Origin of the sequence: Schumannella luteola, assembly GCF_013408685.1 — a bacterium.
Taxonomy (GTDB): Bacteria; Actinomycetota; Actinomycetes; order Actinomycetales; family Microbacteriaceae; genus Schumannella; species Schumannella luteola.
Map to the genome: position 1 here is coordinate 2,503,408 of NZ_JACBZY010000001.1, position 24,082 is coordinate 2,527,489.

Below are 24,082 nucleotides of genomic sequence, written 5' to 3' on the forward strand. Positions count from 1 at the left end.
CCTCATGTTCCCAGACTGTCCCCGTTTATGGGGGTGCCACGCGGTACGGACAAGCCGTTAGCGTTGCTCACGGAAAGAGGGGGCCGATCCCACGGGATCGGAAGCCACGTTCTTAGGACCGGCGTCGACACTCCGCATCGGGGGATGCGCGTCGACACGCATCGGGGGATGCGAGTCCGGTTCGAGGTCATGCATCGGGGGATGCGGACCTCGGGGGAAACAGCGGGACCGCATCGGGGGATGCGGTCCCTTCCTCGTTTCCGGGGTTCTGCGCCGGTCGTCGCGGAGGCCACGCCCACGCGGGGACTCCGTCGTCGGGTGCGCTCAGTCGCGCAGCAGCCGCGCGAGCTCCGCGCCCACCTCGGCGAACTCGATGAGGAACGCGTCGTGCCCGTAGGGCGAGCTCAGCACGACGGGCACGTCGCCGTCGATGTTGCCGGGCACGTGGCGGGCGATGACCTCCTGGCCGCTCACCGGGAACAGGCGGTCGCTGTCGACGCCGAGCACGAGCGTGCGGGCCGTCACGCGGGAGAGCGCGGCGGCGACCCCCCCGCGGTCGCGGCCGACATCGTGCGAGTTCATCGCATCCACCAGCACCAGGTAGCTGTTCGCGTCGAAGCGCCGGGTGAACTTGTTGCCGTGGAAGCCGAGGTAGCTCTCGACCGCGAACACGCCGCCGCCCCCGAGCGGGTTCAGCCCCGACTGCCAGCTGCGCTCGAAGCGGTCGTCGAGCTCGGTGGGCGAGCGGTAGTTGAGCAGCGCCATCCGGCGGGCGAGGGCGAGGCCGTGGTGGGGCCCGCTGCCGTCGTCGGCGTCGTAGTAGTCGCCGCCGGCGAAGGCCGGATCCATGCGGATGGCCTCGGATTGCACCGAGTTGAGCGCGATCTGGTCGGCGCCCGAGAGCGGGGGAGCGGCGAGCACGGCGAGCCTGTCGACGCGCTGCGGGTGCTCGATCGCCCACTCGAGGGCGTGCATGCCGCCCATCGATCCGCCGACGACGAGCGCCCAGCGGGCGATGCCGAGCTCGTCGGCGAGGCGCACCTGCGCGGCGACCTGATCGCGGATCGTCAGGTACGGGAAGCGGGATCCCCACTCGCGGCCGTCGGGGGAGAGGGCCGCCGGGCCGGTCGAGCCCTGGCAGCCGCCGAGCATGTTCGGCGCGAGGATGAACCACTCGGCCGGGTCGAGCGCGAGCCCCTCGCCGACGACGCCCGACCACCATCCCGCGGTCGCGTGCCCGTCGCCCGCGGGTCCGATCACGTGGCTGTCGCCGGTCAGCGCGTGCAGCACGAGCACCGCGTTGCTGCGGTCGGCGTTGAGCTCGCCCCAGCTCTCCCAGGCGATCGTGACGTGCGGCAGCGCGCCGCCGCGCTCGAGGTCGAGCGGGCCGATGCCGGTGAAACGGCGGTCGCCGGGAGCGTCCCCGTCGCGCCAGGCTCCGGAGACCGGCGGGGCTCCGATGAGCGCGCGGCGGTTCGACTCGGTGACGAAGGCGGAGGGGACGGCGTCTTCGGGGGTCTGCCAGTCCACGCCTCCATCATCCCGGACGCGGAGGAGCCCGGCCGCCGTGTTACGACGACCGGGCTCCTGCCGGTGATGCGGATGCGGTGGCTCAGGCCTCCGCGGCGGACTGCGCCGAGACCGCGCGGGCGGCGGCGAAGCCGGCCTCGAGGTCGGCCTTGAGGTCGTCGACGTTCTCGATGCCGACCGAGAGACGCACGAGGCCGGGGGTGACGCCGGTCGTGAGCTGCTGCTCGGGGGTGAGCTGCGAGTGCGTCGTCGACGCCGGGTGGATGATCAGGCTGCGCACATCGCCGATGTTCGCCAGGTGGCTGAACAGCTTGACGCTCTCGACCAGGGCACGGCCCGCATCCACGCCGCCCTTCAGCTCGAAGCTGACGACGGCGCCGACGCCGAGCGGCGCGTACTTCTGCGCGGCGGCGTGCCACGGGCTCGACTCGAGTCCCGAGTAGTTGACGCTCGCGACGTCGGCGTGCTGCTCGAGCCACTCGGCGATCGCCTGCGCGTTCGCGGTGTGACGCTCGATGCGCAGGCTGAGCGTCTCGACGCCCTGCAGCACCGTGAAGGCGCTGTCGGGCGAGAGGGCCGCGCCGGTGTCGCGCAGCAGCTGCACGCGGGCCTTGATGACGTAGGCGATGCTGTCGCCGAGCACGGTCGTGTAGCTGGCGCCGTGGTACGAGGGGTCGGGCTCGGTGAGGCCGGGGAACTTGTCGACGTGCTGGCTCCAGGCGAACTTTCCGCCGTCGACGATGACGCCGGCGATGACCGTGCCGTGGCCGCCGAGGAACTTGGTGGCCGAGTGCACGACGATGTCGGCGCCGAACTCGAAGGGGCGGATGAGGTACGGCGTCGCGATCGTGTTGTCGACGATGAGCGGCAGCTCGGCCTCGTGCGCGACCGCGGAGACGCCCTCGATGTCGAGCACGTTGATGCGCGGGTTGCCGATCGTCTCGGCGAAGAACGCCTTCGTGTTCGGGCGGACGGCCGCGTTCCACTCCTCGAGGTCGTCCTGGTTCTCGACGAAGGTGACCTCGATGCCGAGCTTGGCGAAGGTGTACTTGAAGAGGTTGTAGGTGCCGCCGTAGATCGACGACGAGGAGACGATGTGGTCGCCGGCCTCGGCGATGTTCAGGATCGCGTAGTTGATGGCCGCGGAGCCCGAGGCGACCGCGAGCGCCGCCGTGCCGCCCTCGAGCGCCGCGATGCGCTGCTCGAGCACATCCTGTGTCGGGTTGTTGATGCGGGTGTAGATGTTGCCGAACTCCGCGAGCGCGAACAGGTTCTTGGCGTGGTCGGCGCTGTTGAAGACGTACGAGGTCGTCTTGTAGATCGGCGTCGCACGGGCGTTGGTCACCGGGTCGGGCGCCGCCCCCGCGTGCACCTGTCGGGTCTCGAACTGCCAGTCGCTCATGGTCTCCCCTGTTTCATCGTCTCGGGATGGACTCCGGTTCGGGTGCCCGGCTCGTCACGAGATTAGGCAGGGGGTGCGCGGCGGTCAACGGAGCCCGACACGAGGCGTAACCCGGGCGCGATCGAGGACTCGAGCGCGGTGGCGCGAGCGCGTCTCAGCGGCGGCGGGATCCCATCGGATCCGTGCGTCGCGGCCCCGGGCGACGGGGATCCCGCTCGACGAAGAGCCAGTCGACCCGCGGCTCGATCACGGGCCGGAAGATCCGCCGCACGAGCGGACTCGCGAGGAAGATCGCGATGGCGAGCGAGGCGAGCACCATGGTCAGCAGCCAGGTGGCCGAGGCGTGCTCGTCCTTGAGGATGCCGGTCTCGCGGATCGGGTACAGCACGAAGGAGTGCAGCAGGTAGATGTACATGGTCGCCTGCCCGAAGGCCGTGAACCAGGTCTCGCGGCGGGGGATGAGCGCGAAGAACGCCGCCGAGAGCAGCACGGCGAAGAGCATGAGCCCGAATCGCAGGAACCCGGCCCACCACTCGTTCTCGCCGAGCCCCTTGAAGGAGTCGTCGTAGAAGAACCAGTAGCGCAGGTCGAAGTCGCGGAACGGCGTGACGTTGACGTAGACGACGGCGAACCAGGTCGCGAACACGGCGACCGCGGCCGCGCGCACGCCCCAGACCGCGCCGGCGCCGGCGCGGCGCCACCAGTCGACCACCGGCCACTTGCGCAGGTACCAGCCGAGCAGGAAGAACGGCGCGATGCCGATCGCCCGCGAGAGCGAGAACGTCGAGTCGACGTTGTCGAAGTAGCCGACCCCGACCGCGAAGAGCACGGCCCAGAGCATCGGCCAGCGCAGCTGCACGAGGTAGGGCAGCACCACTCGGAAGATGCCGAGCGCGAGCAGGAACCAGAGCGTCCAGTGCGGCTGCGTCGGATTGAAGCTGTTCTTGCCCTCGACGAGCCACTGCACGAAGGTCCAGATCGCCTGCATGACGATGTACGGCACGAGGATGTCGCCGATGAGCCGGCGCATGCTGCGCCCGGTCGGCGGATCGGCCTTGGCGAAGTAGCCGCTGATGATCGCGAACGCCGGCATGTGGAAGGCGTAGATGAAGAGGTAGAGCGCCAGCGCGTTGTCGGAGTCGGAGGTCTGGCGCTGGATCGCGTGGCCGATGACGACGAGCGCGACGGAGGCCCAGCGGGCGTTGTCCCACAGGGGGATGCGCACCTTCGGCTTCGGGGCGGCGGGCGCGGACGCGGCGGCGGTGGTCGTCATCGTGCCGTCAGCGTAGCGGCGCGGTCTCGGCGCACGCCGTCAGCCCGCCATGTCCTAGCGTTGAGACATGACGAAGCGTGTGGTCGTGACCGGTGCGAGCTCGGGGATCGGGGAGGCGACCGCGCGACGGTTCGCCGCGAACGGCTGGGAGGTCGTCGGCGTCGCGCGCCGAGCCGAGCGGCTCGCCGAGCTGCAGGCCGAGATCGGCCTGGTGCCCGTCGTCGCGGACCTCGCCGACGACGCGGCGCTCGAACGAGCCGCTGTCGAGATCTCGGCCCTCGGCCCGCTCGATGCGCTCGTGAACAACGCGGGTGGGGCCTTCGGCCTCGACACGGTGGAGCACGGCGACGTCGCCGACTGGCGCGCGATGTTCGAGATCAACGTCATCGCCGTGAAGCAGCTCATCGGCGCACTTCTGCCGGCGCTGCGCCGGGGTGCCGCCGAGCACGGCAACGCCGACATCCTCACCATCACCTCGATCGCCGCGCAGGTCGCCTACGAGGGCGGCGGGGGCTACAACGCGGCGAAGTTCGCGGCCCACGCGCTGATGGGCGCGCTGCGGCTCGAGCTCGTCGGCGAGCCGATCCGGGTGATCGAGGTCGCGCCGGGCATGGTCAAGACCGACTTCTCGCTCGTGCGCTTCGGCGGCGACCAGGAGCGCGCCGACGCGGTGTACCAGGGCGTCGAGAACCCGCTCACGGCCGACGACATCGCCGAGACGATCGTGCACGCGATCGAGCTTCCCGGTCACGTGAACCTCGACCTCGTGACGATCAAGCCGGTGGCGCAGGGCGCGCCCTACAAGCTCGCTCGCGGGCCGCTCGCGCCGAAGGACTGATCGGCGGCCGACCCGCGGCCCCATCCGTGCTCAGCGCCCGCGGAGGTCCTTGCGCAGGATCTTGCCGGCGGTCGACTTCGGCACCGCGTCGATGAACTCCACCTGACGCACCTTCTTGTAGGGCGCGACGTGCTCGGCGACGAAGTCGATCACGGTCGGCTCGTCGAGCTCGGCGTCGGCGACCCGCACGACGAAGGCCTTCGGCACCTCGCCGTTCTCGTCATCGGGCACGCCGATCACGGCGGCGTCGCTGATGAGCGGATGGGTCAGCAGCAGCGCCTCGAGCTCGGCCGGCGGCACCTGGTAGCCCTTGTACTTGATGAGCTCCTTGAGCCGGTCGACGATGTAGTACTCGCCCTCAGCGCCGATCTGGGCGATGTCGCCGGTGTGCAGGAAGCCGTCGGCATCCACCGTCTGGGCGGTCGCCTCGGCGTCGCCGAGATAGCCGAGCATGATGTTCGGGCCGCGCACCCAGAGCTCGCCGGAGCGGCTGCGCTCGGCGTCGCCGTCGAGTGCCGTGATCTCGTCGCCGGTCTCGACGTCGATGAGCCGGCACTCGGTGTTCGCGATCGGGAAGCCGATCGAGCCGATGGGCAGATCGGCCCGGCTCGGCGGGATGACGTGCGTGACCGGACTCGACTCGCTCATGCCGTAGCCCTGCTGGACCCGTGCACCGGTGCGGGCCTGCACGGCCTCGCCGAGGGCCGTGTCGAAGGGCGCCGCTCCGGACATGAGCCCGCGCAGGCTGCTCAGGTCGTACTGGTCGACCAGCGGGTGCTTCGCCAGCGCGACGCCGATCGGCGGCGCGATGAAGAGGAAGCTGAGCCGCTGGTTCTGGATCAGCTCGAGGAACTGCACCAGATCGAAGCGGGGCATCGTGACGAGCGTCGAGCGACGCTGCAGGGCGAGGTCGAGCAGCACCGTCATGCCGTAGATGTGGAAGAAGGGGAGCACTGCGAGGATGCGATCATCCGGCGACATGTCGAGCACCGGCGCGCACTGCTGCACGTTCGCGACGAGGTTGCGGTGGCTCAGCATCACGCCCTTGGGACGACCGGTCGTGCCGGATGAATACGGCATGACGGCGACATGGGTGGCGGGATCGAAGCGCACCTCGGGCGGCGGCGCTCCGAGGGTGAGCAGGTCGCGCAGCGATCGGAAGCCCTCGGCTCCGTCGAGCACGACGATGCGCGCGTCGGGGATGCCGACCTCGCGCGCCGCCGCGAGCGCGGCCGGCAGGAGGGGCGAGACCGTGAACAGCATCCGCGCCCCCGAGTCGCGCAGCTGCTTGACGATCTCCTCGGCCGTGAAGAGCGCGTTCACGGTGGTCGCGGTCGCGCCGGAGCGCAGGATGCCGTGGAAGACGGTCGCGAACGCGGGCACGTTCGGGCTGTGCAGAGCGACGACGTCGCCGACGCCGATGCGCTCGGCGGCGAGCGCCCCCGACAGGGTGAGGACCTGGCCGACCAGCTGGCGGTAGGTCGTCTCGGCGCCGCTCGGGCCGTCGACCAGGGCGACGCGGTCGAGGTCGGCCTCGTCGATCCCCGAGAAGAGGTAGTCGAAGAGGCTGACCTCGGGGATCGTCTCGTCGGGGAAGGGGCTGCGGAACATGCGCTCTCCTTTGAACACCTGTCGTGGGCTGCTGTCTCGATCCTCGCCGCCGTCGCCCGTCGCGACAAGCGCCGAGGCGATCGTCGCGGGAATCAGACAGCAGGGCTGTGCGGCTCCGGCGGCACGACGATCGGATCGGCAGCGGCGTCTCCGTCGCGCCCCGACCCGGGGTCGCTGTCGGAGAACGCGGAGCGCGGCACGAGCAGCAGCGCCCCGAACGCGGCGAGCGCGCCGGCACCGCACACGATCCAGACCGTGAGGTAGCCGCCGAGCGAGGCGGCGGACATGCCCGCTCCGGTCACGAGCACGACGCCGAAGACGCTGGAGGCGAAGCTGCCGCCGATCGTCTTGGTCGTGTTGGTGAGCCCGGTCGCGACCCCCGTCTGACCGCGCGGGGCGGCGGCGGCCGCGGCGGAGGGCAGGGCGGCGACGAGGGCGCCGCTGCCGAGCCCCGCGATCACCATGTTCGTCAGCACCTCGGCGAGCGTGAGGTGGAAGGGCACGAACAGCAGGTAGCCCAGCGCGACGAGCAGCGCGGCGATCAGCAGCATCGTTCGCGGGCGGATGACGCGCGACAGCGCCGCGAAGACGCCGGCTCCGATGATCAGCGCGACCAGGTAGATGCCGATCACGATCGAGCGGTCGCCCGCATCCAGCCCCAGTCCGTAGCCGTTAGCGGGATCGGTGCCCGCGTAGGTCGAGAGCGGCACCTGCGCGCCGAGCACGCTGATGCCGAAGAGACCCGCGGTGAGCTGGATCGGCCACATCGATCGGCGGCCCAGCGCGCGCAGGTCGATCGCCGGATCCGGATGCTTCAGCTCGAGGCGGCCCCAGGGCACGAGGAGCAGCACCCCGGCGGCGATGCACGCCCAGACCCACCACGCGCCGGGCCCGTTCAGGCGCAGGAAGGTGAGCCCGCTCGTGACGAGCACCAGGCTCAGAGCGAGCAGGGCGAAGCCGCCGCCGTCGAGGCGACGACCCGGCAGGGGCTCCGACTCGGGCACGCCGAACAGCACGGCGAAGAACACGAGCGAGACCACGACCGCCGGGGCGATGAGCGTCGGCGGCACCTGCTCGCCGAGCGCCGCGAACAGTCGTCCGCCGCCGAGGGCACCCGCGATCGCCCCGACCTCGAGCGCGACGACCAGCAGCCCGGCCGAGCGGCGCGTCGCCGTCGCGGCGGTGCCGGTGCGCCGCCCGCGGTCGAAGATCAGGGCGACCTCGAGCGGCAGCCAGACGGCGGCGACCCCCTGCAGCGACCAGGCGATGAGGAAGGTCGTGAAGTCCTGCGCGAGCACGAGCGCCCACGAGGCCAGCGCGGTGACCGCGATCGAGATCAGCAGCATCCGCTTGTGGCCGAGCATGTCGCCGAGCTTCGCCAGCAGCGGCACGGTCGCCGCCGAGAGCAGCAGCTGGCCGGCCTCGAACCAGTTGAAGTCGGCGTCGTGGATGCCGAGGTGCCCGACGATGTCGCTGATCAGCGGCACGTAGTAGCCCTGCAGGATGCCGCTGGCCAGCTCGACCAGGAACAGGAACCCGACGAGCGACAGGGTGATCGAGCCCGGGCGGCGACGTGGCGACGCGGTCGGGGGATCGGGGAGGCGCGGCGTCGTCATGCACGGATGCTAGAGCGATCCTCGCCTCGGGTGCGACGGCCGCGCCGATAGCCTGGCGGGGCCGATCGCGCGGTGCGGCGGCGAGGAAGGAGCCGGTGTGAGCATCCATCTCGTGGGCGGAGGCTGGCGCGACGCCGGCGACCCGGAGGTCTACGGCCGCTTCATCGCCGAAGCCTCGGTGCGCGCCGCGGGGAGCTCGCGCATGGTGCCGCGCATCGGCGTCGTCGTGATCGCCGAGGAGGACGCCGACGCCGGTGAGCTGCGACGCCGCTACCGCGCCGCTCTCGAAGCGGTCGCGCCCTGCGATCCGGTCGTCACGGTCGTCGCCGAGGGCGAGCAGATCGCGAGCTCGGTGCTCAGCGACATCGACGCGCTCTTCGTCGGCGGCGGGCTCACCCCGGCCTACCACCACGCCCTCGAGCCGCTCTACGACGAGGTGCGTCTGCTCGTGGCCGACGGCCTGCCCTACCTCGGGTTCTCGGCGGGCGCGATGATCGCCGCCGAGCACGCGCTCATCGGCGGCTGGCAGATCGACGGGATCGTCGTCTGCCCCTCCGACACCGCGGAGGACCTCGAGGAGGTCACGGTGGTGTCGGGTCTCGGGCTGGTCGACCTCGCGATCGACGTGCACGCGGCGCAGTGGGGCACGCTGTCGCGCCTCGTCGCGGCGACACAGGCCGGACTCGTGCCCGGCGGAGTCGCGATCGACGAGGGCACCGTGCTGATCGTCGGCGACGAGTCGCTCGCGGTCGGCGGCACGGGCAATGTGTGGCAGATCGTCGAGACGGATGACGGCGTCGCGGTGGCGACGCTCGGGGGAGGCGAGTGACCGCCGACGCGGCCGCGGCTCCGAGACCTCTCGCCGAGCTGGTCGCGCCGGATTGGGCCACAGCTCTCGCGCCGGTGGAGTCGCGCGTGCACGAGCTCGGCGACTTCCTGCGCGCGGAGACCGCCGCCGGGCACCGCTACCTGCCGGCCGGCGACGCCGTGCTGCGGGCCTTCGCACGTCCGCTGGCGGACGTGCGGGTGCTGATCGTCGGCCAGGATCCCTACCCGACCCCCGGGCATCCCATCGGGCTCTCCTTCGCGGTCGACCGGCACGTGCGGCCGGTGCCGCGCAGTCTCGGCAACATCTACCGCGAGCTGCGCGACGACCTCGGCATCGCGACCCCCGAGCACGGCGACCTGACGGCCTGGGCCGACCAGGGCGTGCTTCTGCTCAACCGCGTGCTGACGGTGCGAGCCGGATCAGCGGCATCCCATCGCGGCAAGGGCTGGGAGGCGGTGACCGAGCGGGCGATCCAGTCGCTGGTCGAGCGGGGCGGCCCGCTCGTCGCGATCCTCTGGGGACGCGACGCCGGCACGCTGCGGCCGCTGCTCGGCGAGACCCCGATCATCTCCTCACCGCACCCCAGCCCGCTCTCGGCGTCGAACGGCTTCTTCGGCTCGAAGCCGTTCAGCCGGGCGAACGCGGCGCTCGAGTCGCTCGGCGCGGCGCCGGTCGACTGGCGCATCCCCGACTGACCGCCCTGCTCGACACGACGACGAAACACCCCGGAGACCCGGCGGTGACCGCGCCGTGTCAGGGTGGGACCATGCACCGTGCCGGGCGGAGCGGAAACGGAGGAGCCGTGCTCGAAGAGGAGTACAACCCGCGCCGCCAGCTGCCGCGCCACCTGCGCCCCGAGCCGACCGCCGAGCCGGAGTTCTCCTACGAGCTGCGCGCCGCCGAGCCGACCGACGTGCCCGACATGCTCGAGATCTACAACCACTACGTCGCCAACACCACGGTCACCTTCGACGAGGACCCGCTGACGCTGAGGGAGATGCGGGCGAAGCTCGCGGCGGTGCGCAAGCTCGGCTATCCGTGGATCGCTGCCGTCACGCCCTCGGGTCAGCTGATCGGCTACGCCTACGTCTTCCCGTGGAAGCCCAAGGCCGCCTACCGCTTCACGGTCGAGAACTCGATCTACCTGCGTCCCGCCTCCACCGGCAAGGGCCTCGGCAAGGCCCTGCTCGCCGCGCTGATCGCGGAGTCGAAGGCGGCCGGCATCAAGGAGATCATCGCCGTGATCGCCGACCGCGGGGCCGAGGCCTCGATCGCGATGCACGAGAAGCAGGGCTTCAAGCAGACCGGGCACATGGGCAAGGTCGGCTTCAAGTTCGGCCGCTGGCTCGGCACGGTGCTGCTGCAGAAGTCGCTGAAGTAGACGGCGAGGCCCGCATCCGGTGAGCGGATGCGGGCCTCGTCGTGTGCCGCCGTCGCCCAGCGCGGTGGCGTCAGCCGCGCGGTGTCGCCCGCCGCAGCAGCGCCCAGCCGGCCACGCCCATGATCACCGTGACCACGAGGCTCCACAGCGCGAGCCCCAGGTAGCCGGTCGTGTTCACCCAGCCCCATACTGCATCCCAACTGCGCGTGATCGTGACCAGGAACGCCGCGCCGACGCCGAGCAGGGCGAGCACCAGGAACAGCAGCGTCAGCCCCATGCCCTTCCAGCGCACGAACACCGCGGCGAACACGGTTCCGGCGAAGAAGAAGAACAGGAAGGCGCAGAGCACGACCACGAAGCGCGTCGCCACGGAGTCGCCGTAGTAGATCGAAGTGAACATGCGCACCCCGACGCCCCAGCCGTTCGTCGCATCCTCGATTGCGCCCATGACCGCGAAGAACACGGTGAAGGCGAGCGAGAGCAGCACGAAGGTCACCGCCGAGCCGAGGTAGTAGTCGCGGCGGGTGACGCCGAGGCCGAGCGCGTAGTTGAAGGTCGCGTTCATGGCCTGGATGGCGACGACCATCATGTAGACGAAGATGTAGAACCCGGCGCCGCTGTACTGGAAGCCCGTGGACACCTTCTCGACGGTCGTGGTGTCGCCCGCGTTGATGAGGATCATGCCGGCGATCGCCATCATCACGACGAAGACGACGGCGAGCACCGAGAGCGGCACCACGAGGATCGTGGTCGGGTTCGCGAGGTGCAGCCGCACGACGTTGCCGAGTCGGCGGCCGAGCGACGGGGTCGACGGCAGCGGGGCCGCGTTCGAGGGGATGGTGGCGGAGGTCATGCGCTCTTCTCCAGATCCGTATCGGTGGCGCCGGTGAGGCGCACGACGAGCTGCTGCAGCGAGACCGGCGCGAGCTCGAGGCCCGCTGCCGTCGCCGCGCGGCGCTCGTCGGGGGAGAGGCCGGCGACGGTGACCGAGGCGAGACCGCCGATCCCCTCGCGGCCGAGCACCTCGCGAGCGCCCACGAAAGCCTCGACGTCGGCGCGGCGGCCGACGACCGTGGTCGCGCTGCCGCGCAGCGCGTCAGCCTCCTGGTCGACGACGATGCGGCCGTTGTCGATCACGATCACGTGCTCGAGCAGCTGCGCGACCTCGTCGATCAGGTGCGTGGAGAGCACGATCGTGCGCGGGTTCTCGCTGTAGTCCTCGAGCAGCCGGTCGTAGAACAGCTGCCGTGCGACCGCATCCAGCCCCAGGTACGGCTCGTCGAAGAAGGTCAGCGGGGCGCGTCCGGCGAGGCCGACGATGACGCCGACCGCGCTGAGCTGGCCGCGCGAGAGCTTCTTGATGCGGCGCTTGACCGGCAGGCGGAAGTCGTCGATCAGGCGGTCGGCGAAGTCCTGATCCCAGTGCGGCAGGAAGCGCGGGGCGGTGCCGAGCACGTGCCGCACCTGGAAGTCCTCGGGGTAGCGCTGGCTCTCGCGGATGAACGAGACCTGCGACAGCACGGCCGCGTTCTCGACCGGGTCCTGTCCGAAGACCTCGATCTCGCCGCGGGTCGCGAACTCCTGGCCCGTCAGCAGCGACATGAGCGTCGTCTTGCCGGCGCCGTTGCGGCCGAGCAGGCCGTGGATGCGGTTCTCCTCGAACTCGATCGTCACGTCGTCGACGGCGGTGAGCTCCTTGTACTCGCGGGTGAGCCCGCGGGTGCGCACGACGGCGGTCATCGTGTGCTCCTCTCGGTGATCATGGCGCTGAGCTGCTCGGGGGTGATGTCGAGCTTGGCGGCCTCGGCGAGCAGGGGGGTGACGAACTGCTCCGCGAAGGCGGTGCGGCGGTCGTCGATGAGCCGGGCGCGGGCGCCCTCGGCGACGAACATCCCGATTCCTCTCTTCTTGTAGAGCACGCCGGCGTCGACCAGGAGGTTGACTCCCTTGCCGGCGGTGGCGGGGTTGATGCGGTGGAAGGCGGCGAACTCGTTGGTCGAGGGGACCTGCGTCTCCTCGGCGAGCTGCCCCGCGATGATGTCGTTCTCGATCTGCTCTGCGATCTGCAGGAAGATCGGCCGCGAGTCATCCACGGTGGCTCTCGTTCCGTCGGGGAACCGTGCAGCGTCGCGCGGTGCGGCTGGTTGGTTCATTAGTCATGTAACTAACCAACCAGGCGGGCGGTGATCCGTCAACCCCTCGCGGCGATCTCGTGCCGTGGTTCCGCGTCGGCGCCCTGCGCCGGTCGCACTCGCCGACCTAGGCTCGGAGCGTGTTCGAGCTGCATCACCTCAGTGCCGTCGACCAGCTCGACTGGCTGCGCCGCGGCGAGATCTCGCCGCGCGAGCTGGTCGATCACTACCTCGCCCGCATCGAGCGACTGGATGGGGATCTCGGCGCCTTCGTGACCGTGACGCCCGAGCAGGCCCGTCAACGCGCGGAGGAGCTGGCCTCGTCGCCCGGGCGTGCCGCGGCGCTCTGGGGGCTGCCGCTCGCCGACAAGGACCTCACGGCCCGTGCCGGGGTGCCGACGGGATACGGCTCGCGCGCCTTCTCGGGCTACGTGCCCGAGGCGAGCGACGAGCTCGCCGACGCGCTCGACGCGACCGGCGGCATCAGCCTCGGCAAGACCAACGCACCGGAGTTCGGAATGCCGAGTTATACCGAGTCGCTCGTCGCCCCGCCGGCGCGCACGCCCTGGGACACCGCGCGCGGCGCCGGTGGGTCGAGCGGCGGAGCGGCGGTCGCCGTGTCGGCCGGGCTGCTGCCCATCGCGCCCGGCAGCGACGGCGGCGGCAGCGTGCGCATCCCCGCCGCCGCGACCGGACTCGTCGGGCTCAAGCCCTCACGCGGACGCGTGCCCGCCGGCACCGGACTCGACGGCCTCGGCGGCCTCGTGGTGCCCGGTCCGCTCGCGCGCAGCGTCGCCGACGCCGCCCTGCTGCTCGATGCGCTCGTCGGCGCCGGCGAGTACGACCATGCCACGCGGGCGCCCAGCTGGGACGGCGGCGCCTATCTCAATGCCGCCGTGCGCGGCGAGGGCCGCTTCCAGCTCGGCGTCACCCGCTGGTCGCCGTGGTCGGACGAGTACGAGATCGCGCCCCATCCCGAGAGCGACGACGCACTCGCCCTCGCGCTGCGCGAGCTGGATGCGCTGGGTCACGGCATCGAGGACCTGCCCGACCCCGGCGCCGAGCCCGGGTACGCCGCGGCGTTCCGCACGGTGTGGCAGTCCGGTGCCGCCGGCATCCCCGTCGAGGAGGAACGTCTGGACCTGCTCGAGCCCCTGACGCGCTGGCTCGTCGACGAGGGACGGAAGCTCACGGCGGTCGATCTCGGCCGTGCGATCTCCTGGCTGCGCGACTTCGAGCGCCGCACGATCCGCGCCTTCTCGGGCTACGACGCGATTATCACGCCGACGCTCGCGATGACGCCGCGGCCGATCGGCTGGTACGACCACGACGACCCCGAGCGCAACTTCGCTCAGCAGTGCGCCTACACGCCGTGGACGAGCTTCGTGAACGTCGTCGGCCTGCCCGCCATCACGCTGCCCGTGCACCAGATTGCCGACGGGCTGCCGATGGGCGTGCAGCTGATCGGGCGGCCGGGCCGGGAGGACGTGCTGCTCGCGATCGGCGCGCAGCTCGAGCGCCGGCTGCACTGGGATCGACGGCACCCGCCGCAGTGGTGAGCCGCGAGCCGACCGCCGGGGAGATCCGCTCCGCTGGCGGTGCGGCGATCTCTCAGCCGGAACAGGGGTGCGCGCGAGGTTAGGTAAGCCTATACTTGCCCCATCATGCTCCTCTCCGACGTCCTCGCTGCCTCCGTCAGCTGGCAGCCCGACGCGGGCGACACGATCCTGCTCGCCGCCGACGCGGCCGAGCTGCCGGTGATCGAGACCCTCGTCGCGACTCTTCCCGCCCGCGCTCGCGGACGGATCTTCGTCGAGGTCGAGAGCGCGGAGCAGGTTGGGCACCTCGAGACCCCGGGTCGCGTCTGCGTCAGCTGGCTCGTGCGCGACCGCGGGCAGTCGCTGCGCATCGCGGTCGACGCGTGGCTCGCCGAGATGCTGCCGCTGGAGCTCGAGCGCGAGCACCGCGTCTACGCGTGGATCGCGGGCGACCGTGCCGCGCACGCCATCACCTCGGCCTGACGCCGGTCAGTCGCGCGTGAGGAACTCCACGCCCGCCTCGCGGAACTCGCGGGCGACCGGCGCATTGAAGTGGTTGCGCCGGGGGATCTCCACGAACTCGCCGAGCGGCGTCGCGGCGGCGAGCGCCTTCGACTTCGCCAGGATCCCGTCGTCGCTGCCGGTCGCGAACAGCACCGGCTGACGCGGCGGATCGGCCGGATCCGGCTGCAGCCCGCCCCGCATCCCGCCGACGAGCGCCACGAGCGCGGCGAGATCGTTGCCGGCGACGCCGCTCGCCATCGTGATGTAGCCCTGCGTCAGCGGATCCTCGACCGGCGTGCCTTGGTCGACGAAGGCCTGCGCCTCATCCACCCGGAACCGCGTGAGCGGGTCGCCGTCGGGAATGCCGCCCAGCACCAGGCGGGTCAGCCGCTCGGGGATCTCGAGCGCGGCGTGCCAGCCGACGCGGGCGCCGAGCGAGTAGCCGACGTAGGCGCAGTCGTCGATCATGTAGGTGTCGAGCACGTCGACGACATCGCCGACGAGCGCCTGCATCGAGTAGCTGGCGCTCTCGTGCGGGCGGGCGCTCGCGCCGTGACCGCGCTGGTCGAGGGCGACCACGCGGAAGCCGGCGCGGGTGAGCTCGCGTACCCAGCCGGTCGCGAGCCAGTTCGCGCGGGCGCTCGAGGCGAAGCCATGCACGGCCAGCACGGTCGCGGCCGTCTCGTCGAGCCCGGCCGCCTCGCCGAAGTCGTAGGTCGCGAGGGCGAGCCCGTCGCGGGACATGACGGAACGCGGGGCGGGGCTGTCGGGCACGAGACTCACGTGCGACAACGCTAGCGGGGTCAGGAGATGCGCGACGCCAGCCGCTCGAGCGACTCCCACAGCTTCGCGGCTTCGCCCGGGTCCTTCGCCTGCGCCGACAGCCGGCCGAAGGGCTTGAGGCGGTCGAAGTAGGTGCCGTTCGGGATGCCGGGCAGCTCGGCGGTGGCCAGGAAGATCAGCGGGGAGGCTCCCTCCTCGGGGCTGCCCGCGACCTGCGCGACGATGGGCGCGAGCGGGCTCACGTCGAGACCGGCGAAGCGGCTCGCGATGAAGCCGGGATGGAAGGAGTAGCTCTCCAGACCGGTGCGCGCGGCGAGCTCCTTGGCGAGCATGATGTCAGCGCGCTTCGCGGCTCCGTAGGCCGACCAGCCGCCCACCCAGGGGCGCCCGGCTCGGCCGGGGTTCACCGCATCCACCCGGCCGAAGGCCTGGGCAACGCTGCCGGTGAACAGCACCCGGGTGCCGTTGTCGACCAGCTTCGGCAGCAGCTCGGTCGTGAGCACGAAGGGCGCGAGCACGTTGCGCTGCCAGGTGACGTCGACGCCGTCGGCGGTCGGCTCGCGACGGTCGACGAGTCCGCCGGCGTTGTTCGCGAGCACGTCGATGCGCTCGTGCCGCTCCGCGAGGTCGCGGGCGAGGCGGCGCACGTCGGCGATCGAGTCGAAGTCGACGAGGTGGTGGACGGCGTCGATGCGCTCGGCGACCTCGTGGGTGCGCTCGGGGTCGCGCCCGACCACGACGATCTCGTGCCCTTCGGCGGCGAGAGCGAGCGCGGCGGCGCGCCCGATGCCCGAACTGGCTCCCGTGATCACGATGGTCTTGCTCATGTGTCGGCGTACCCTCCGTCGGCCAGACCCGCCTCGATCTCGAAGCGGTTGCCGCGGGCGTCCTGCCCGGCGGCGAAGTAGAGCGGGATGAACGCGAGACCGTAGCGGCGCCACTGCGCCCGGTGCACGGCCTCGTGGCGCAGCACCCGCTCGGCGACGTTATCGCGCGTGAGGTAGATCGCGCCGACAGTCGTGCCGCCGCGGCCGAACGCCCAGGAAGGCAGACCGTCGCAGACGACGACGCCGCCCTGCGAGCGCGGCGCCGGCGCGAGCAGCAACGCGGCGCCCCAGATCCAGCCCGCCGCGGTCGCGATCGCATAGCCGCTGAGCGCGATCGGGGGCAACAGCAGCAGCGCCCGCAGCCAGCGCACTCGTGCGACCGCGGCGCACAGTCGGGCGAGCCGCAGTTCGCCGGGCGTCGGCGGGGCCGGCGTCAGGGGGTCGGGCGCCCGAAGCTCTCGAGCCACCGCAGCCACACCTCGCTGACCGTCGGGTACGGCGGCACCGCGTGCCACAGGCGTGAGATCGGCACCTCGCCGACGATCGCGATCGTGGCAGCCTGCAGCAGCTCGCCGACAGCCGGGCCGACGAAGGTGGCTCCGACGATCACCTCGCGCTCCGCATCCACGATCGCCCGCGCCTGACCGCGGTAGTCGTCGGAGACGGTCGAGGCGCCGGCGACCCAGGAGAGGTCGTAGTCGAGCACGCGCACCTCGAGCCCGGCATTCCGCGCCTGCTTCTCGGTGAGCCCGACGGAGGCGACCTCGGGATGCGAGAACACCACCTGCGGCACGGCGCTGTGATCGGCGGTCGCGACGTGCGCACCCCAGGGCGCGTCGTCGACGGTCGTGCCCTTCGCCCGCGCGACGATCACGTCGCCGGCGGCGCGGGCCTGGTACTTGCCCTGGTGGGTCAGCAGCGCGCGGTGGTTGACGTCGCCGACGCCGTAGAGCCAGTCGACGCCGCGCACGCGCAGGGTGTCGTCGACGTCGAGCCAGGCGCCCGGCTCGAGTCCGATCGTCTCGAGCCCGAGGTCGCCGGTGTGCGGCACGCGGCCGGTCGCGACGAGCACGGTGTCGGCGTGGATGGTCGTGCCGTCGCTCAGCTCGAGGACGGCGTCGTCGCCCTCGCGCCGCGCCGCCACGAGGTCGGCGCCGGTCTTCACGGTGACGCCGAGTTCGCGCAGCCCCTCGGCGACGGCCTCACCGGCGAAGGACTCGAGCCCGCCGAGCAGGCCGCTGCGGGCGATCACGGTCACGTCGCTGCCGAAGCCGGCGTAGGCGGTCGCCATCTCGACGCCGACCACGCCGCCGCCGATCACGGCGAGACGCGCCGGGACCTCGTGCGCGCTCGTCGCCTCGCGGCTCGTCCAGGGCTTCAGGTCGAGCAGGCCGGGCACGTCCGGCAGCAGCGCGGCCGAGCCGGTCGCCGCGACGATCGCGTGACGCGCGGTGATGCGCGTCTCGGCGCCGTCCTCGGCGGTCACGACGAGCTCGCGCTCGCCCGTGATGCGAGCGTGGCCGCGCACCAGGTCGATGCCCGCGCCGTTCAGCCACTCGACCTGCGAGGAGTCGTTCCAGTCGTGCGTCATCGCATCCCGGCGGCGCAGCACCCCGGCCACGTCGAGCTCGCCGGTCACGGCCTGCTTCGCACCGTCGACCGCGCGCGCCTCGCGCAGCACGGCCGCACTGCGCAACAGGGCCTTCGAGGGCATGCACGCCCAGTAGGAGCACTCGCCGCCGACGAGCTCGGCCTCGACGATGACGGTCTCCAGGCCGCCCTGCACGGTGCGGTCGGCGACGTTCTCGCCGACAGCGCCGGCTCCGATCACGATGACATCGGTCTCACGGGTCTGCATGCGCCCACGCTACGGGGGAGCAGGGCGCTCTCACCGGCGGATCGGGCGTCGTTCAGGAATCTGTCCGCTGGGCGGCACCCGCCGTCCGGGCGCCCGAGCGTCCGGGCTCAGGCGGCGGGTGTGTCGGCGCCGCCGCACGCGAGCGCGCCGATGATGCGCAGCAGCGTGCCGGCGTCGTCGCTGATCGAGTCCTCGTCGGCGGGGGAGTACTGCGTCAGGCCGGCCCCGGCGAGCGTGAAGCGCGCGCGCACCGCGCGGATCGCGGCGAGCAGCGTCTCCGCGCTCACGCCGAAGGGCTCGGGATCCCCGATGCCGCGGAGCTCAGCCGGGTCGAGCACATCCACGTCGATGTGGAGGTAGACGCTCGTGGCGCCGGTGGCCGCGATCGCGGCGACGAGGGCCGCCGGGTCGGTGAGCCGATCGGCGCGCACGAGCGGCACGTGGTTCTCGGTGATCCACTCGTCCTCGGCGGCGTCGAGGCTTCGGGCGCCCGCGAGAACGATGCGCGCGGCATCGATCACGCCGTCGTCGGCGAGCGCGCGCAGCACCATGCCGTTGAAGTCGCCGCTCGGCGAGGACTCGAGGCCGTTCGCGTCGGGATGCGCGTCGAACCAGACGATCGTCGGTGCGGCGGAGCCGGCACGTCGCACCGCGTGGGCGACCGCGCCGTACTCGGCGGCGCAGTCGCCGCCGACGAGAACGACCGGGTCGGTCAGATGCGCGACCGCGTCGGCGAAGCGCTCGCGCACGAGACGCAGCGAGCTGAAGCGGTGGATGCCGGTGCCCTCGCGGTCGCCGGCTTCGAGCGGCACATCGAGGGTGACGGTCGCTCCCGGCGGCAGATCCTCGCGGATCGCGAGCGCCCCATCCACCAGACGCATCGCGCGCGCGGACCCGGAACCCTGCCACTCGGGCACGACGACGAAGCTGACGGCCATGGCGACACTGTATTCCGGTGGGGGAGATCGTCGTCGGGCTAGCCGACCCTCACGTCGACCGGACTCGAGACGACTGCGCGGGTGGAGCCGTCGTCGAGCACGATCCGGAGGGCTGCCACGGCCGCGTAGTCGCCGGCCGCGAGGGCGTCGCCGTCGCAGCCGACGGGCTCGATCGACACCGGCACCTGCACCGTCTGCCCGGGCTGCAGATCCACCTCGAAGACCGACTGGATGTCGGAGGCCGCGTGCACGGCGGCGAGCCGGCCCGACTGGGCGAGGCCCGCCTGCGCGACCGCGGGGGTCGTGCCGTGCACGGCGACCGCCCCCGTGTTCGTCAGCGTGGCGACGCCGGTGCGAGTGCCGTCAGGGGAAGCGGTGCGGTCGAGGCCGAGCTCGAGCCGCAGGCCGGTTCCCGATGCCGGGGGGCTCGCGACGCCGCAGCGCAGCAGCTCGGCGGTTCCGGAGGCGACGCTCTGGTCGCCGTCGTCGCCCAGGGGACCGGCCGTGGCATCCTGCCGCTCCGGCGTCATGCCCTGATCCTCGGCGTCGCCGGAGGAGCCGGAGCCGGCCGATCCGGCGCTCGAGGCCCCGCCTCCGCTGCTCGCCATGACGAACGTTCCGACCGCGGGCACCGCGAGTCCGACGACGAGCAGCGCGGCGGCGCCGCCGACCAGGGCGACACGCGGCGCCCGCCGACGTCGTGACCGACGCAGCACCGCATCGACGTCGACGCGCGGCGCATCCTCGTCGGCCTCGCGCAGCTGCGACCGCAGCTCAGACTCGTCCACGGCGGTCCTCCTTCCGGCGCGGGCGGCGCCGTGCTTCGCGGGTCTCCGCAGGCGCCGACCCCGAGGCGCCCGTCGCGTCAGCCGCGCCCGCCGTGCCCAGCCGGTCCTCGATCGTGCCGTCGTCGGCGAGCGCGATCGCCATCTTCGCCAGCCCGTCGCTGAGGTAGCGCTTGACCGTGCCCGGGCTGATCCGCAGTGTCGCCGCGATGTCGTCGACCTTCAGGTCGTCGTAGTAGCGCAGCACGAGACACGCGCGTTCGCGCGGCGACAGCCGCTCGAGCTCGCGGTGCAGGTCGAGGCGCGCATCCACGCCGCCGCTCGGCGCCGGGGTCTCATCGGGGCGGTACTCGAGCGGGGCGATCGCGCGCCAGCGGCTCGCGCGGCGGGCGCGGTCGAGCCAGAGCGTCATGATCGCTCGGCGAACGTAGGGCTCGGCGTTGTCGACCGTGTAGCCGTTGCGCAGTCGGCCGAAGGTCTTGACCAGCGCATCCTGCACGAGATCGGCCGCCTCGTCGCGGCGGCCGCTGACGAGCGTGGCGTAGCGGATCAGCGCGTCGCCGCGCACGCGCACCAGCTCGGCGACCACCGCCTCCCAGTCACGCGCCACGTGCCGCACCTCCGTCGTCGGTGAGAAGCCGGTCTCGGCTCCTCACCCTGTCAGACGACGGAGGTGCGGGAAACGTTGGGATGCGCCGCGCGTCAGGCCGCGGCGGGAGCCGGAGCCGAACCCGACGCGTCGCCCTGACGCTCGGCGACGGCGGCGATGTGCTCGCGGGCGAGCCGCAGCTGACGCTCGAGCTTCTCGGGCACGCGGTCGCCGAAGCCGGCGAAGAAGCGCTCGGTGTCGTCGAGCTCGGCGGTCCACGCCGACGGATCGACCGCGAAGAGCTTCTCGAGCGCGTTCTCGGGCAGGTCGAGACCTTCGAGCGGCAGCGCGTCGCCGGGCGGAGTCCAGCCGAGCGGACCGGCGACAGCGGGCGCGGCGCCATCCACTCGGTCGAGGATCCACGCCAGCACGCGGCTGTTCTCCGAGAACCCGGGCCAGAGGAACGAGCCGTCGTCGTCTTTGCGGAACCAGTTGACCTGGAAGATGCGCGGCACCCGGCCGCTGCGGCGCAGCTGGTCGCCCACGTTCAGCCAGTGCTGCCAGTGGTCGGCCATGTTGTAGCCGCAGAACGGGGCCATCGCGAAGGGATCGCGACGCAGTTCCCCGATGGTGCCCTCGGCGGCCGCCGTGCGCTCCGAAGAGATCGTGGCGCCCAGGTAGACACCGTGATCCCAGTCGCGCGCCTCTACCACCAAGGGCACGTTGGTTGCACGGCGGCCGCCGAAGATGATCGCGTCGATGGTGACGCCGGCAGGGTCCTCCCAGTCGTCCGACATCGTCGGGCACTGGGCGGCCGCCACCGTGAAACGGGAGTTCGGATGCGCGGCGGGGTGGTCGGCGGACGGCGTCCACGACTCTCCCTGCCAATCCGTGAGGTGCGACGGCGGCGTGTCCGTCAGCCCCTCCCACCAGACATCGCCCTCATCGGTGAGCGCGACATTGGTGAAGACCGTGTTGCCCCAGAGGGTGTCGACCGCGGTCTGGTTGGTCGATGCGCCGGTGCCCGGCGCGACGCCGAAGAAGCCGGCCTCGGGGTTGATCGCCTTGAGGCGGCCCCAGGCGTCGGGTGCGAGCCAGGCGATGTCGTCGCCCACCGTCTCGACCTCCCAGCCGGGGATCGAGGGGCGCAGCATCGCGAGGTTCGTCTTGCCGCAGGCGCTGGGGAAGGCGGCGGCGACGTGGAAGACGCGGCCGCGCGGGTTGGTGACCTTGAGCAGCAGCATGTGCTCGGCCAGCCAGCCCTCGTCGCGCGCCATCGCGCTGGCGATGCGCAGGGCGAAGGCCTTCTTCGCGAGCAGGGCGTTGCCGCCGTAGGCGGAGCCGTACGACCAGATCTCGCGCGTCTCGGGGAAGTGCGAGATGTACTTGGTCTCGTTGCTGGGCCAGGCGACATCCAGCTCGCCAGGGGCGAGCGGGGCGCCGACGGTGTGCACGGCGCGCACCCACGCGGTGCCCGGGGTGATGCGCTGCAGCGCCTCGGCGCCGAGGCGGGTCATGATGCCCGTGCTGACGGCGACGTAGGGGGAGTCGGTGACCTGCACGCCGAAACGGGAGAGCGGGCTGTCGAGCGGACCCATCGAGAACGGGAGCACGTACATCGTGCGACCGCGCATGGCGCCGTCGGCCAGGCCGCCGAGGGTCGCGCGCATCTCGTCCGGGGCGATCCAGTTGTTGCTGGGGCCGGCATCCGCCTCGTCGGCGCTGCAGATGAAGGTGCGCGACTCGACGCGGGCGACGTCGGCGGGGTGACTGCGGGCGAGGAAGCTGTACGGTCGCAGCTCGGGGTTGAGCTGCACGAGCGTGCCCTGGGCGACCATGCGGCGGTTCAGCTCGTCGCGCTCGCGCTGCGAGCCGTCGCACCAGACGACGGTGTCGGGCGTGAAGAGGTGGGCGAGCTGCTCGACCCAGGCGACGATCTCGGGGTTGGTGCCTTCGGGAGCGAGCGCCCAGCTGGCGTCGTGCACGGTCTCGTCGTGCATCGCGTCGTCGTAGGCCTCGGCCTCCGGAGTGGTGGCGATGGTCTCGGTCGATTCGAGCAGAGTCACGCGGGTCACATCCTCTCGGCGCTGCGGTCGTCGGCGGGGAAGATTTCCCGCTTGAGTCGATCCTGCGCGCCCGATCTGGCGGCGAGCGTCCAAAGTGGAACTAAAGAATCCGCATTCCTTCGCTATTCTTCCGGCATGCAGGATCTCGCGACCCTCGGCCAGCGGATGCGCCACTTCCGCTCCGCCGCCGGACTCACGCTCGACGCGCTCGGCGCTGACGTCGGCATCGCCGGCAGTCAGCTCTCGCTCATGGAGAACGGCAAGCGGGAGCCGCGGCTCTCCCTGCTGACCGCGATCGCGCAGCGGCTCGGCATCCCGCTCGCCGACCTGCTCGACGAACGCCCGCCGAGCCGCCGCGCCGAGCTCGAGATCGAGCTCGAGCGAGCCCAGAGCTCATCCGCGTACGCCGAGCTCGGCCTGCCCGCTGTGCGTGCCGGCAAGACGATGAGCGACGACACGCTCGAGGCGATCGTGGGACTGCACCGCGAACTCGCTCGCCGGGCGACCGAGGCGATCGCCACTCCGGAGGAGGCGCGCCGAGCGAACACCGAGCTGCGCCAGATGATGCGCGAGCGCGACCACTTCTTCCCCGAGATCGATGCCCTCGCCGAGGCCCAGCTCGCCGCCGCCGGCCACAACACGGGCGCGCTCACGCATCGCACGGTCAGCCTCATGGCCGAGAACCTCGGCCTGCAGCTCGTGCACGTCAACGACCTGCCGCACTCGGCCCGCTCGGTGACCGACCTGGCCAACGGACGCATCTACCTGCCGCCGGCATCCATCCCCGGTGGTCACGGCCTCCGCGCCATGGCGCTGCAGGCGATGGCGCACCGGGTGCTCGGCCACAGCGCCCCCACCAGCTACGCCGACTTCCTGAAGCAGCGGCTCGAGATCAACTACTACGCCGCCGCGTGCCTCATGCCGCTCAGCCAGTCGGTCGCGTTCCTGCAGCAGGCGAAGAGCGACCGCAACATCGCCGTCGAGGACTTCCGCGACGCCTTCGGGGTGACGCACGAGTCGGCCGCGCTGCGCTTCCTCAATCTCGCGACCGTGCACCTCGACATCCCGGTGCACTTCCTGCGCGTCGGCGACGACGGCGCGGTCTACAAGGCCTACGAGAACGACGGTCTGCGACTGCCGCTCGATGTGACCGGCTCGACCGAGGGGCAGCCGGTGTGCCGTTACTGGGCGGCGCGCACGGCCTTCGCGCGCACGAACCGGACGACGGAGTTCTACCAGTACACCGACACGCCGGAGGGCACCTTCTTCGAGTCGAGCCAGACCGGCACGGGCACTCACGACGAGTTCTCGATCACGGTCGGCGTGCCGTTCGCGCACGCGAAGTGGTTCCGCGGCCGCGAGACCACGCTGCGCGAGACCTCACGCTGCCCCGACGCGAACTGCTGCAAGAAGCCGCCGACCGAGCTCGCCGAGCACTGGACCGGACGCGCCTGGTCGAGCGCCAAGGTGCACGCGCACATCTTCGCGCCGCTGCCATCGGGCCGGTTCCCGGGAGTCGACGACCGCGAGCTGCTCGAGTTCCTCGAGGCGCACGCCGCTGACGCCTCGCTCTGACGAGCGG

Annotated in this window: 22 protein-coding genes and 1 pseudogene; 7 read left to right on the forward strand and 16 right to left on the reverse strand. The window is 71.7% G+C overall.

The window, feature by feature from the left end; genetic code table 11:
- Positions 1-324: 324 nt before the first annotated feature.
- The 3 genes and pseudogenes from metX to BJ979_RS11315 all read right to left on the reverse strand — a co-directional run bounded on the left by metX (position 325) and on the right by BJ979_RS11315 (position 4,205).
- On the reverse strand, positions 325-1,530 hold the full coding sequence (gene metX / locus BJ979_RS11305; protein WP_179567911.1) for a homoserine O-acetyltransferase MetX: 1,206 nt from the start codon (positions 1,528-1,530) through the stop codon (positions 325-327).
- Between the two features lie 82 nt (positions 1,531-1,612).
- A pseudogene (locus BJ979_RS11310) lies at positions 1,613-2,950 on the reverse strand (bifunctional o-acetylhomoserine/o-acetylserine sulfhydrylase); the annotation flags it as partial.
- Between the two features lie 136 nt (positions 2,951-3,086).
- A complete protein-coding gene (locus BJ979_RS11315; protein ID WP_179567915.1) occupies positions 3,087-4,205 on the reverse strand; it encodes an acyltransferase family protein in 1,119 nt (372 codons plus the stop codon).
- Between the two features lie 67 nt (positions 4,206-4,272).
- Here BJ979_RS11315 and BJ979_RS11320 point away from each other — a divergent pair, with 67 nt between their 5' ends.
- Positions 4,273-5,043 carry an SDR family oxidoreductase gene (locus BJ979_RS11320; RefSeq protein WP_179567917.1) on the forward strand — a complete coding sequence of 257 codons (771 nt, stop codon included), beginning with the start codon at positions 4,273-4,275 and terminating at the stop codon, positions 5,041-5,043.
- Between the two features lie 30 nt (positions 5,044-5,073).
- Here BJ979_RS11320 and BJ979_RS11325 read toward each other — a convergent pair whose 3' ends face one another.
- A complete protein-coding gene (locus BJ979_RS11325; protein WP_179567919.1) occupies positions 5,074-6,654 on the reverse strand; it encodes an AMP-binding protein in 1,581 nt (526 codons plus the stop codon).
- Between the two features lie 92 nt (positions 6,655-6,746).
- Positions 6,747-8,270 (reverse strand): MFS transporter, encoded by a 1,524-nt coding sequence (locus BJ979_RS11330; RefSeq protein ID WP_179567921.1) that lies wholly within the window; start codon positions 8,268-8,270, stop codon positions 6,747-6,749.
- Positions 8,271-8,367: 97 nt separating this feature from the next.
- Between BJ979_RS11330 and BJ979_RS11335 the strand changes: the two genes are divergently transcribed.
- The 3 genes from BJ979_RS11335 (at position 8,368) to BJ979_RS11345 (ending at position 10,480) form a co-directional block, all read left to right on the forward strand.
- Positions 8,368-9,099, forward strand: coding sequence for a Type 1 glutamine amidotransferase-like domain-containing protein (locus BJ979_RS11335; RefSeq protein ID WP_343046676.1), 732 nt, complete (start codon positions 8,368-8,370; stop codon positions 9,097-9,099).
- A complete protein-coding gene (locus BJ979_RS11340; RefSeq protein WP_179567924.1) occupies positions 9,096-9,794 on the forward strand; it encodes a uracil-DNA glycosylase in 699 nt (232 codons plus the stop codon). Before BJ979_RS11335 ends, BJ979_RS11340 begins: the two co-directional genes overlap by 4 nt.
- Positions 9,795-9,901: 107 nt before the next feature.
- Complete coding sequence (locus BJ979_RS11345) at positions 9,902-10,480, forward strand: GNAT family N-acetyltransferase (RefSeq protein ID WP_179567926.1); 579 nt, start codon at positions 9,902-9,904, stop codon at positions 10,478-10,480.
- A gap of 70 nt (positions 10,481-10,550) precedes the next feature.
- On the opposite strand, the gene BJ979_RS11350 is transcribed toward BJ979_RS11345, so the two are convergent.
- Genes BJ979_RS11350 through BJ979_RS11360 form a run of 3 tightly spaced genes read right to left on the reverse strand, consistent with a single transcriptional unit; the run spans position 10,551 to position 12,633 of the window.
- Complete coding sequence (locus BJ979_RS11350) at positions 10,551-11,333, reverse strand: ABC transporter permease (RefSeq protein WP_179567928.1); 783 nt, start codon at positions 11,331-11,333, stop codon at positions 10,551-10,553.
- Positions 11,330-12,220, reverse strand: a complete 891-nt coding sequence (locus BJ979_RS11355; RefSeq protein ID WP_179567930.1) for an ABC transporter ATP-binding protein — start codon at positions 12,218-12,220, stop codon at positions 11,330-11,332. Before BJ979_RS11355 ends, BJ979_RS11350 begins: the two co-directional genes overlap by 4 nt.
- The gene (locus BJ979_RS11360) at positions 12,217-12,633 is read right to left on the reverse strand and encodes a GntR family transcriptional regulator (RefSeq protein WP_179567932.1); all 417 of its coding nucleotides are present in this window, start codon (positions 12,631-12,633) and stop codon (positions 12,217-12,219) included. Before BJ979_RS11360 ends, BJ979_RS11355 begins: the two co-directional genes overlap by 4 nt.
- 119 nt (positions 12,634-12,752) lie before the next feature.
- Between BJ979_RS11360 and BJ979_RS11365 the strand changes: the two genes are divergently transcribed.
- Positions 12,753-14,171, forward strand: a complete 1,419-nt coding sequence (locus BJ979_RS11365) for an amidase (RefSeq protein WP_179567934.1) — start codon at positions 12,753-12,755, stop codon at positions 14,169-14,171.
- 105 nt (positions 14,172-14,276) lie between these two features.
- Positions 14,277-14,633, forward strand: a complete 357-nt coding sequence (locus BJ979_RS11370) for an SIP domain-containing protein (RefSeq protein ID WP_179567936.1) — start codon at positions 14,277-14,279, stop codon at positions 14,631-14,633.
- A 6-nt stretch (positions 14,634-14,639) separates the two neighbouring features.
- On the opposite strand, the gene BJ979_RS11375 is transcribed toward BJ979_RS11370, so the two are convergent.
- The 8 genes from BJ979_RS11375 to BJ979_RS11410 form a co-directional block, all read right to left on the reverse strand.
- Entirely contained in the window at positions 14,640-15,398 is a 759-nt protein-coding gene (locus BJ979_RS11375; RefSeq protein WP_179570274.1) for an alpha/beta fold hydrolase, read from the reverse strand.
- Between the two features lie 59 nt (positions 15,399-15,457).
- Entirely contained in the window at positions 15,458-16,264 is an 807-nt protein-coding gene (locus BJ979_RS11380) for an SDR family NAD(P)-dependent oxidoreductase (protein WP_179567938.1), read from the reverse strand.
- Positions 16,261-16,731 carry a hypothetical protein gene (locus tag BJ979_RS11385; RefSeq protein ID WP_343046679.1) on the reverse strand — a complete coding sequence of 157 codons (471 nt, stop codon included), beginning with the start codon at positions 16,729-16,731 and terminating at the stop codon, positions 16,261-16,263. The genes BJ979_RS11380 and BJ979_RS11385 overlap by 4 nt, the downstream gene beginning before the upstream one ends.
- On the reverse strand, positions 16,698-18,122 hold the full coding sequence (locus BJ979_RS11390; RefSeq protein WP_179567940.1) for a dihydrolipoyl dehydrogenase family protein: 1,425 nt from the start codon (positions 18,120-18,122) through the stop codon (positions 16,698-16,700). Before BJ979_RS11390 ends, BJ979_RS11385 begins: the two co-directional genes overlap by 34 nt.
- Positions 18,123-18,229: 107 nt before the next feature.
- On the reverse strand, positions 18,230-19,060 hold the full coding sequence (locus tag BJ979_RS11395) for an arginase family protein (protein WP_179567942.1): 831 nt from the start codon (positions 19,058-19,060) through the stop codon (positions 18,230-18,232).
- Between the two features lie 38 nt (positions 19,061-19,098).
- Positions 19,099-19,848, reverse strand: coding sequence for a hypothetical protein (locus BJ979_RS11400; RefSeq protein WP_179567944.1), 750 nt, complete (start codon positions 19,846-19,848; stop codon positions 19,099-19,101).
- Entirely contained in the window at positions 19,835-20,455 is a 621-nt protein-coding gene (locus BJ979_RS11405) for a sigma-70 family RNA polymerase sigma factor (protein ID WP_343046680.1), read from the reverse strand. Before BJ979_RS11405 ends, BJ979_RS11400 begins: the two co-directional genes overlap by 14 nt.
- 92 nt (positions 20,456-20,547) lie before the next feature.
- Positions 20,548-22,434 carry a phosphoenolpyruvate carboxykinase (GTP) gene (locus BJ979_RS11410; protein WP_179570278.1) on the reverse strand — a complete coding sequence of 629 codons (1,887 nt, stop codon included), beginning with the start codon at positions 22,432-22,434 and terminating at the stop codon, positions 20,548-20,550.
- 201 nt (positions 22,435-22,635) lie between these two features.
- Between BJ979_RS11410 and BJ979_RS11415 the strand changes: the two genes are divergently transcribed.
- Positions 22,636-24,075, forward strand: coding sequence for a helix-turn-helix domain-containing protein (locus BJ979_RS11415; protein ID WP_179567948.1), 1,440 nt, complete (start codon positions 22,636-22,638; stop codon positions 24,073-24,075).
- The last annotated feature ends 7 nt before the right edge of the window (positions 24,076-24,082 follow it).

What these genes read in the sequence shown, in the direction of transcription:
- BJ979_RS11395 (WP_179567942.1), bottom strand. Translation starts at nt 19,060, where the DNA reads ATGGCCGTCAGCTTCGTCGTCGTGCCCGAGTGGCAGGGTTCCGGGTCC.
- BJ979_RS11375 (WP_179570274.1), bottom strand. Translation starts at nt 15,398, where the DNA reads ATGTCCCGCGACGGGCTCGCCCTCGCGACCTACGACTTCGGCGAGGCG.
- BJ979_RS11370 (WP_179567936.1), top strand. Translation starts at nt 14,277, where the DNA reads ATGCTCCTCTCCGACGTCCTCGCTGCCTCCGTCAGCTGGCAGCCCGAC.
- BJ979_RS11415 (WP_179567948.1), top strand. Translation starts at nt 22,636, where the DNA reads ATGCAGGATCTCGCGACCCTCGGCCAGCGGATGCGCCACTTCCGCTCC.
- BJ979_RS11410 (WP_179570278.1), bottom strand. Translation starts at nt 22,434, where the DNA reads ATGCACGACGAGACCGTGCACGACGCCAGCTGGGCGCTCGCTCCCGAA.
- BJ979_RS11350 (WP_179567928.1), bottom strand. Translation starts at nt 11,333, where the DNA reads ATGACCTCCGCCACCATCCCCTCGAACGCGGCCCCGCTGCCGTCGACC.
- BJ979_RS11390 (WP_179567940.1), bottom strand. Translation starts at nt 18,122, where the DNA reads ATGCAGACCCGTGAGACCGATGTCATCGTGATCGGAGCCGGCGCTGTC.
- BJ979_RS11330 (WP_179567921.1), bottom strand. Translation starts at nt 8,270, where the DNA reads ATGACGACGCCGCGCCTCCCCGATCCCCCGACCGCGTCGCCACGTCGC.
- BJ979_RS11325 (WP_179567919.1), bottom strand. Translation starts at nt 6,654, where the DNA reads ATGTTCCGCAGCCCCTTCCCCGACGAGACGATCCCCGAGGTCAGCCTC.
- BJ979_RS11355 (WP_179567930.1), bottom strand. Translation starts at nt 12,220, where the DNA reads ATGACCGCCGTCGTGCGCACCCGCGGGCTCACCCGCGAGTACAAGGAG.
- BJ979_RS11360 (WP_179567932.1), bottom strand. Translation starts at nt 12,633, where the DNA reads ATGAACCAACCAGCCGCACCGCGCGACGCTGCACGGTTCCCCGACGGA.
- BJ979_RS11380 (WP_179567938.1), bottom strand. Translation starts at nt 16,264, where the DNA reads ATGAGCAAGACCATCGTGATCACGGGAGCCAGTTCGGGCATCGGGCGC.
- BJ979_RS11320 (WP_179567917.1), top strand. Translation starts at nt 4,273, where the DNA reads ATGACGAAGCGTGTGGTCGTGACCGGTGCGAGCTCGGGGATCGGGGAG.
- BJ979_RS11315 (WP_179567915.1), bottom strand. Translation starts at nt 4,205, where the DNA reads ATGACGACCACCGCCGCCGCGTCCGCGCCCGCCGCCCCGAAGCCGAAG.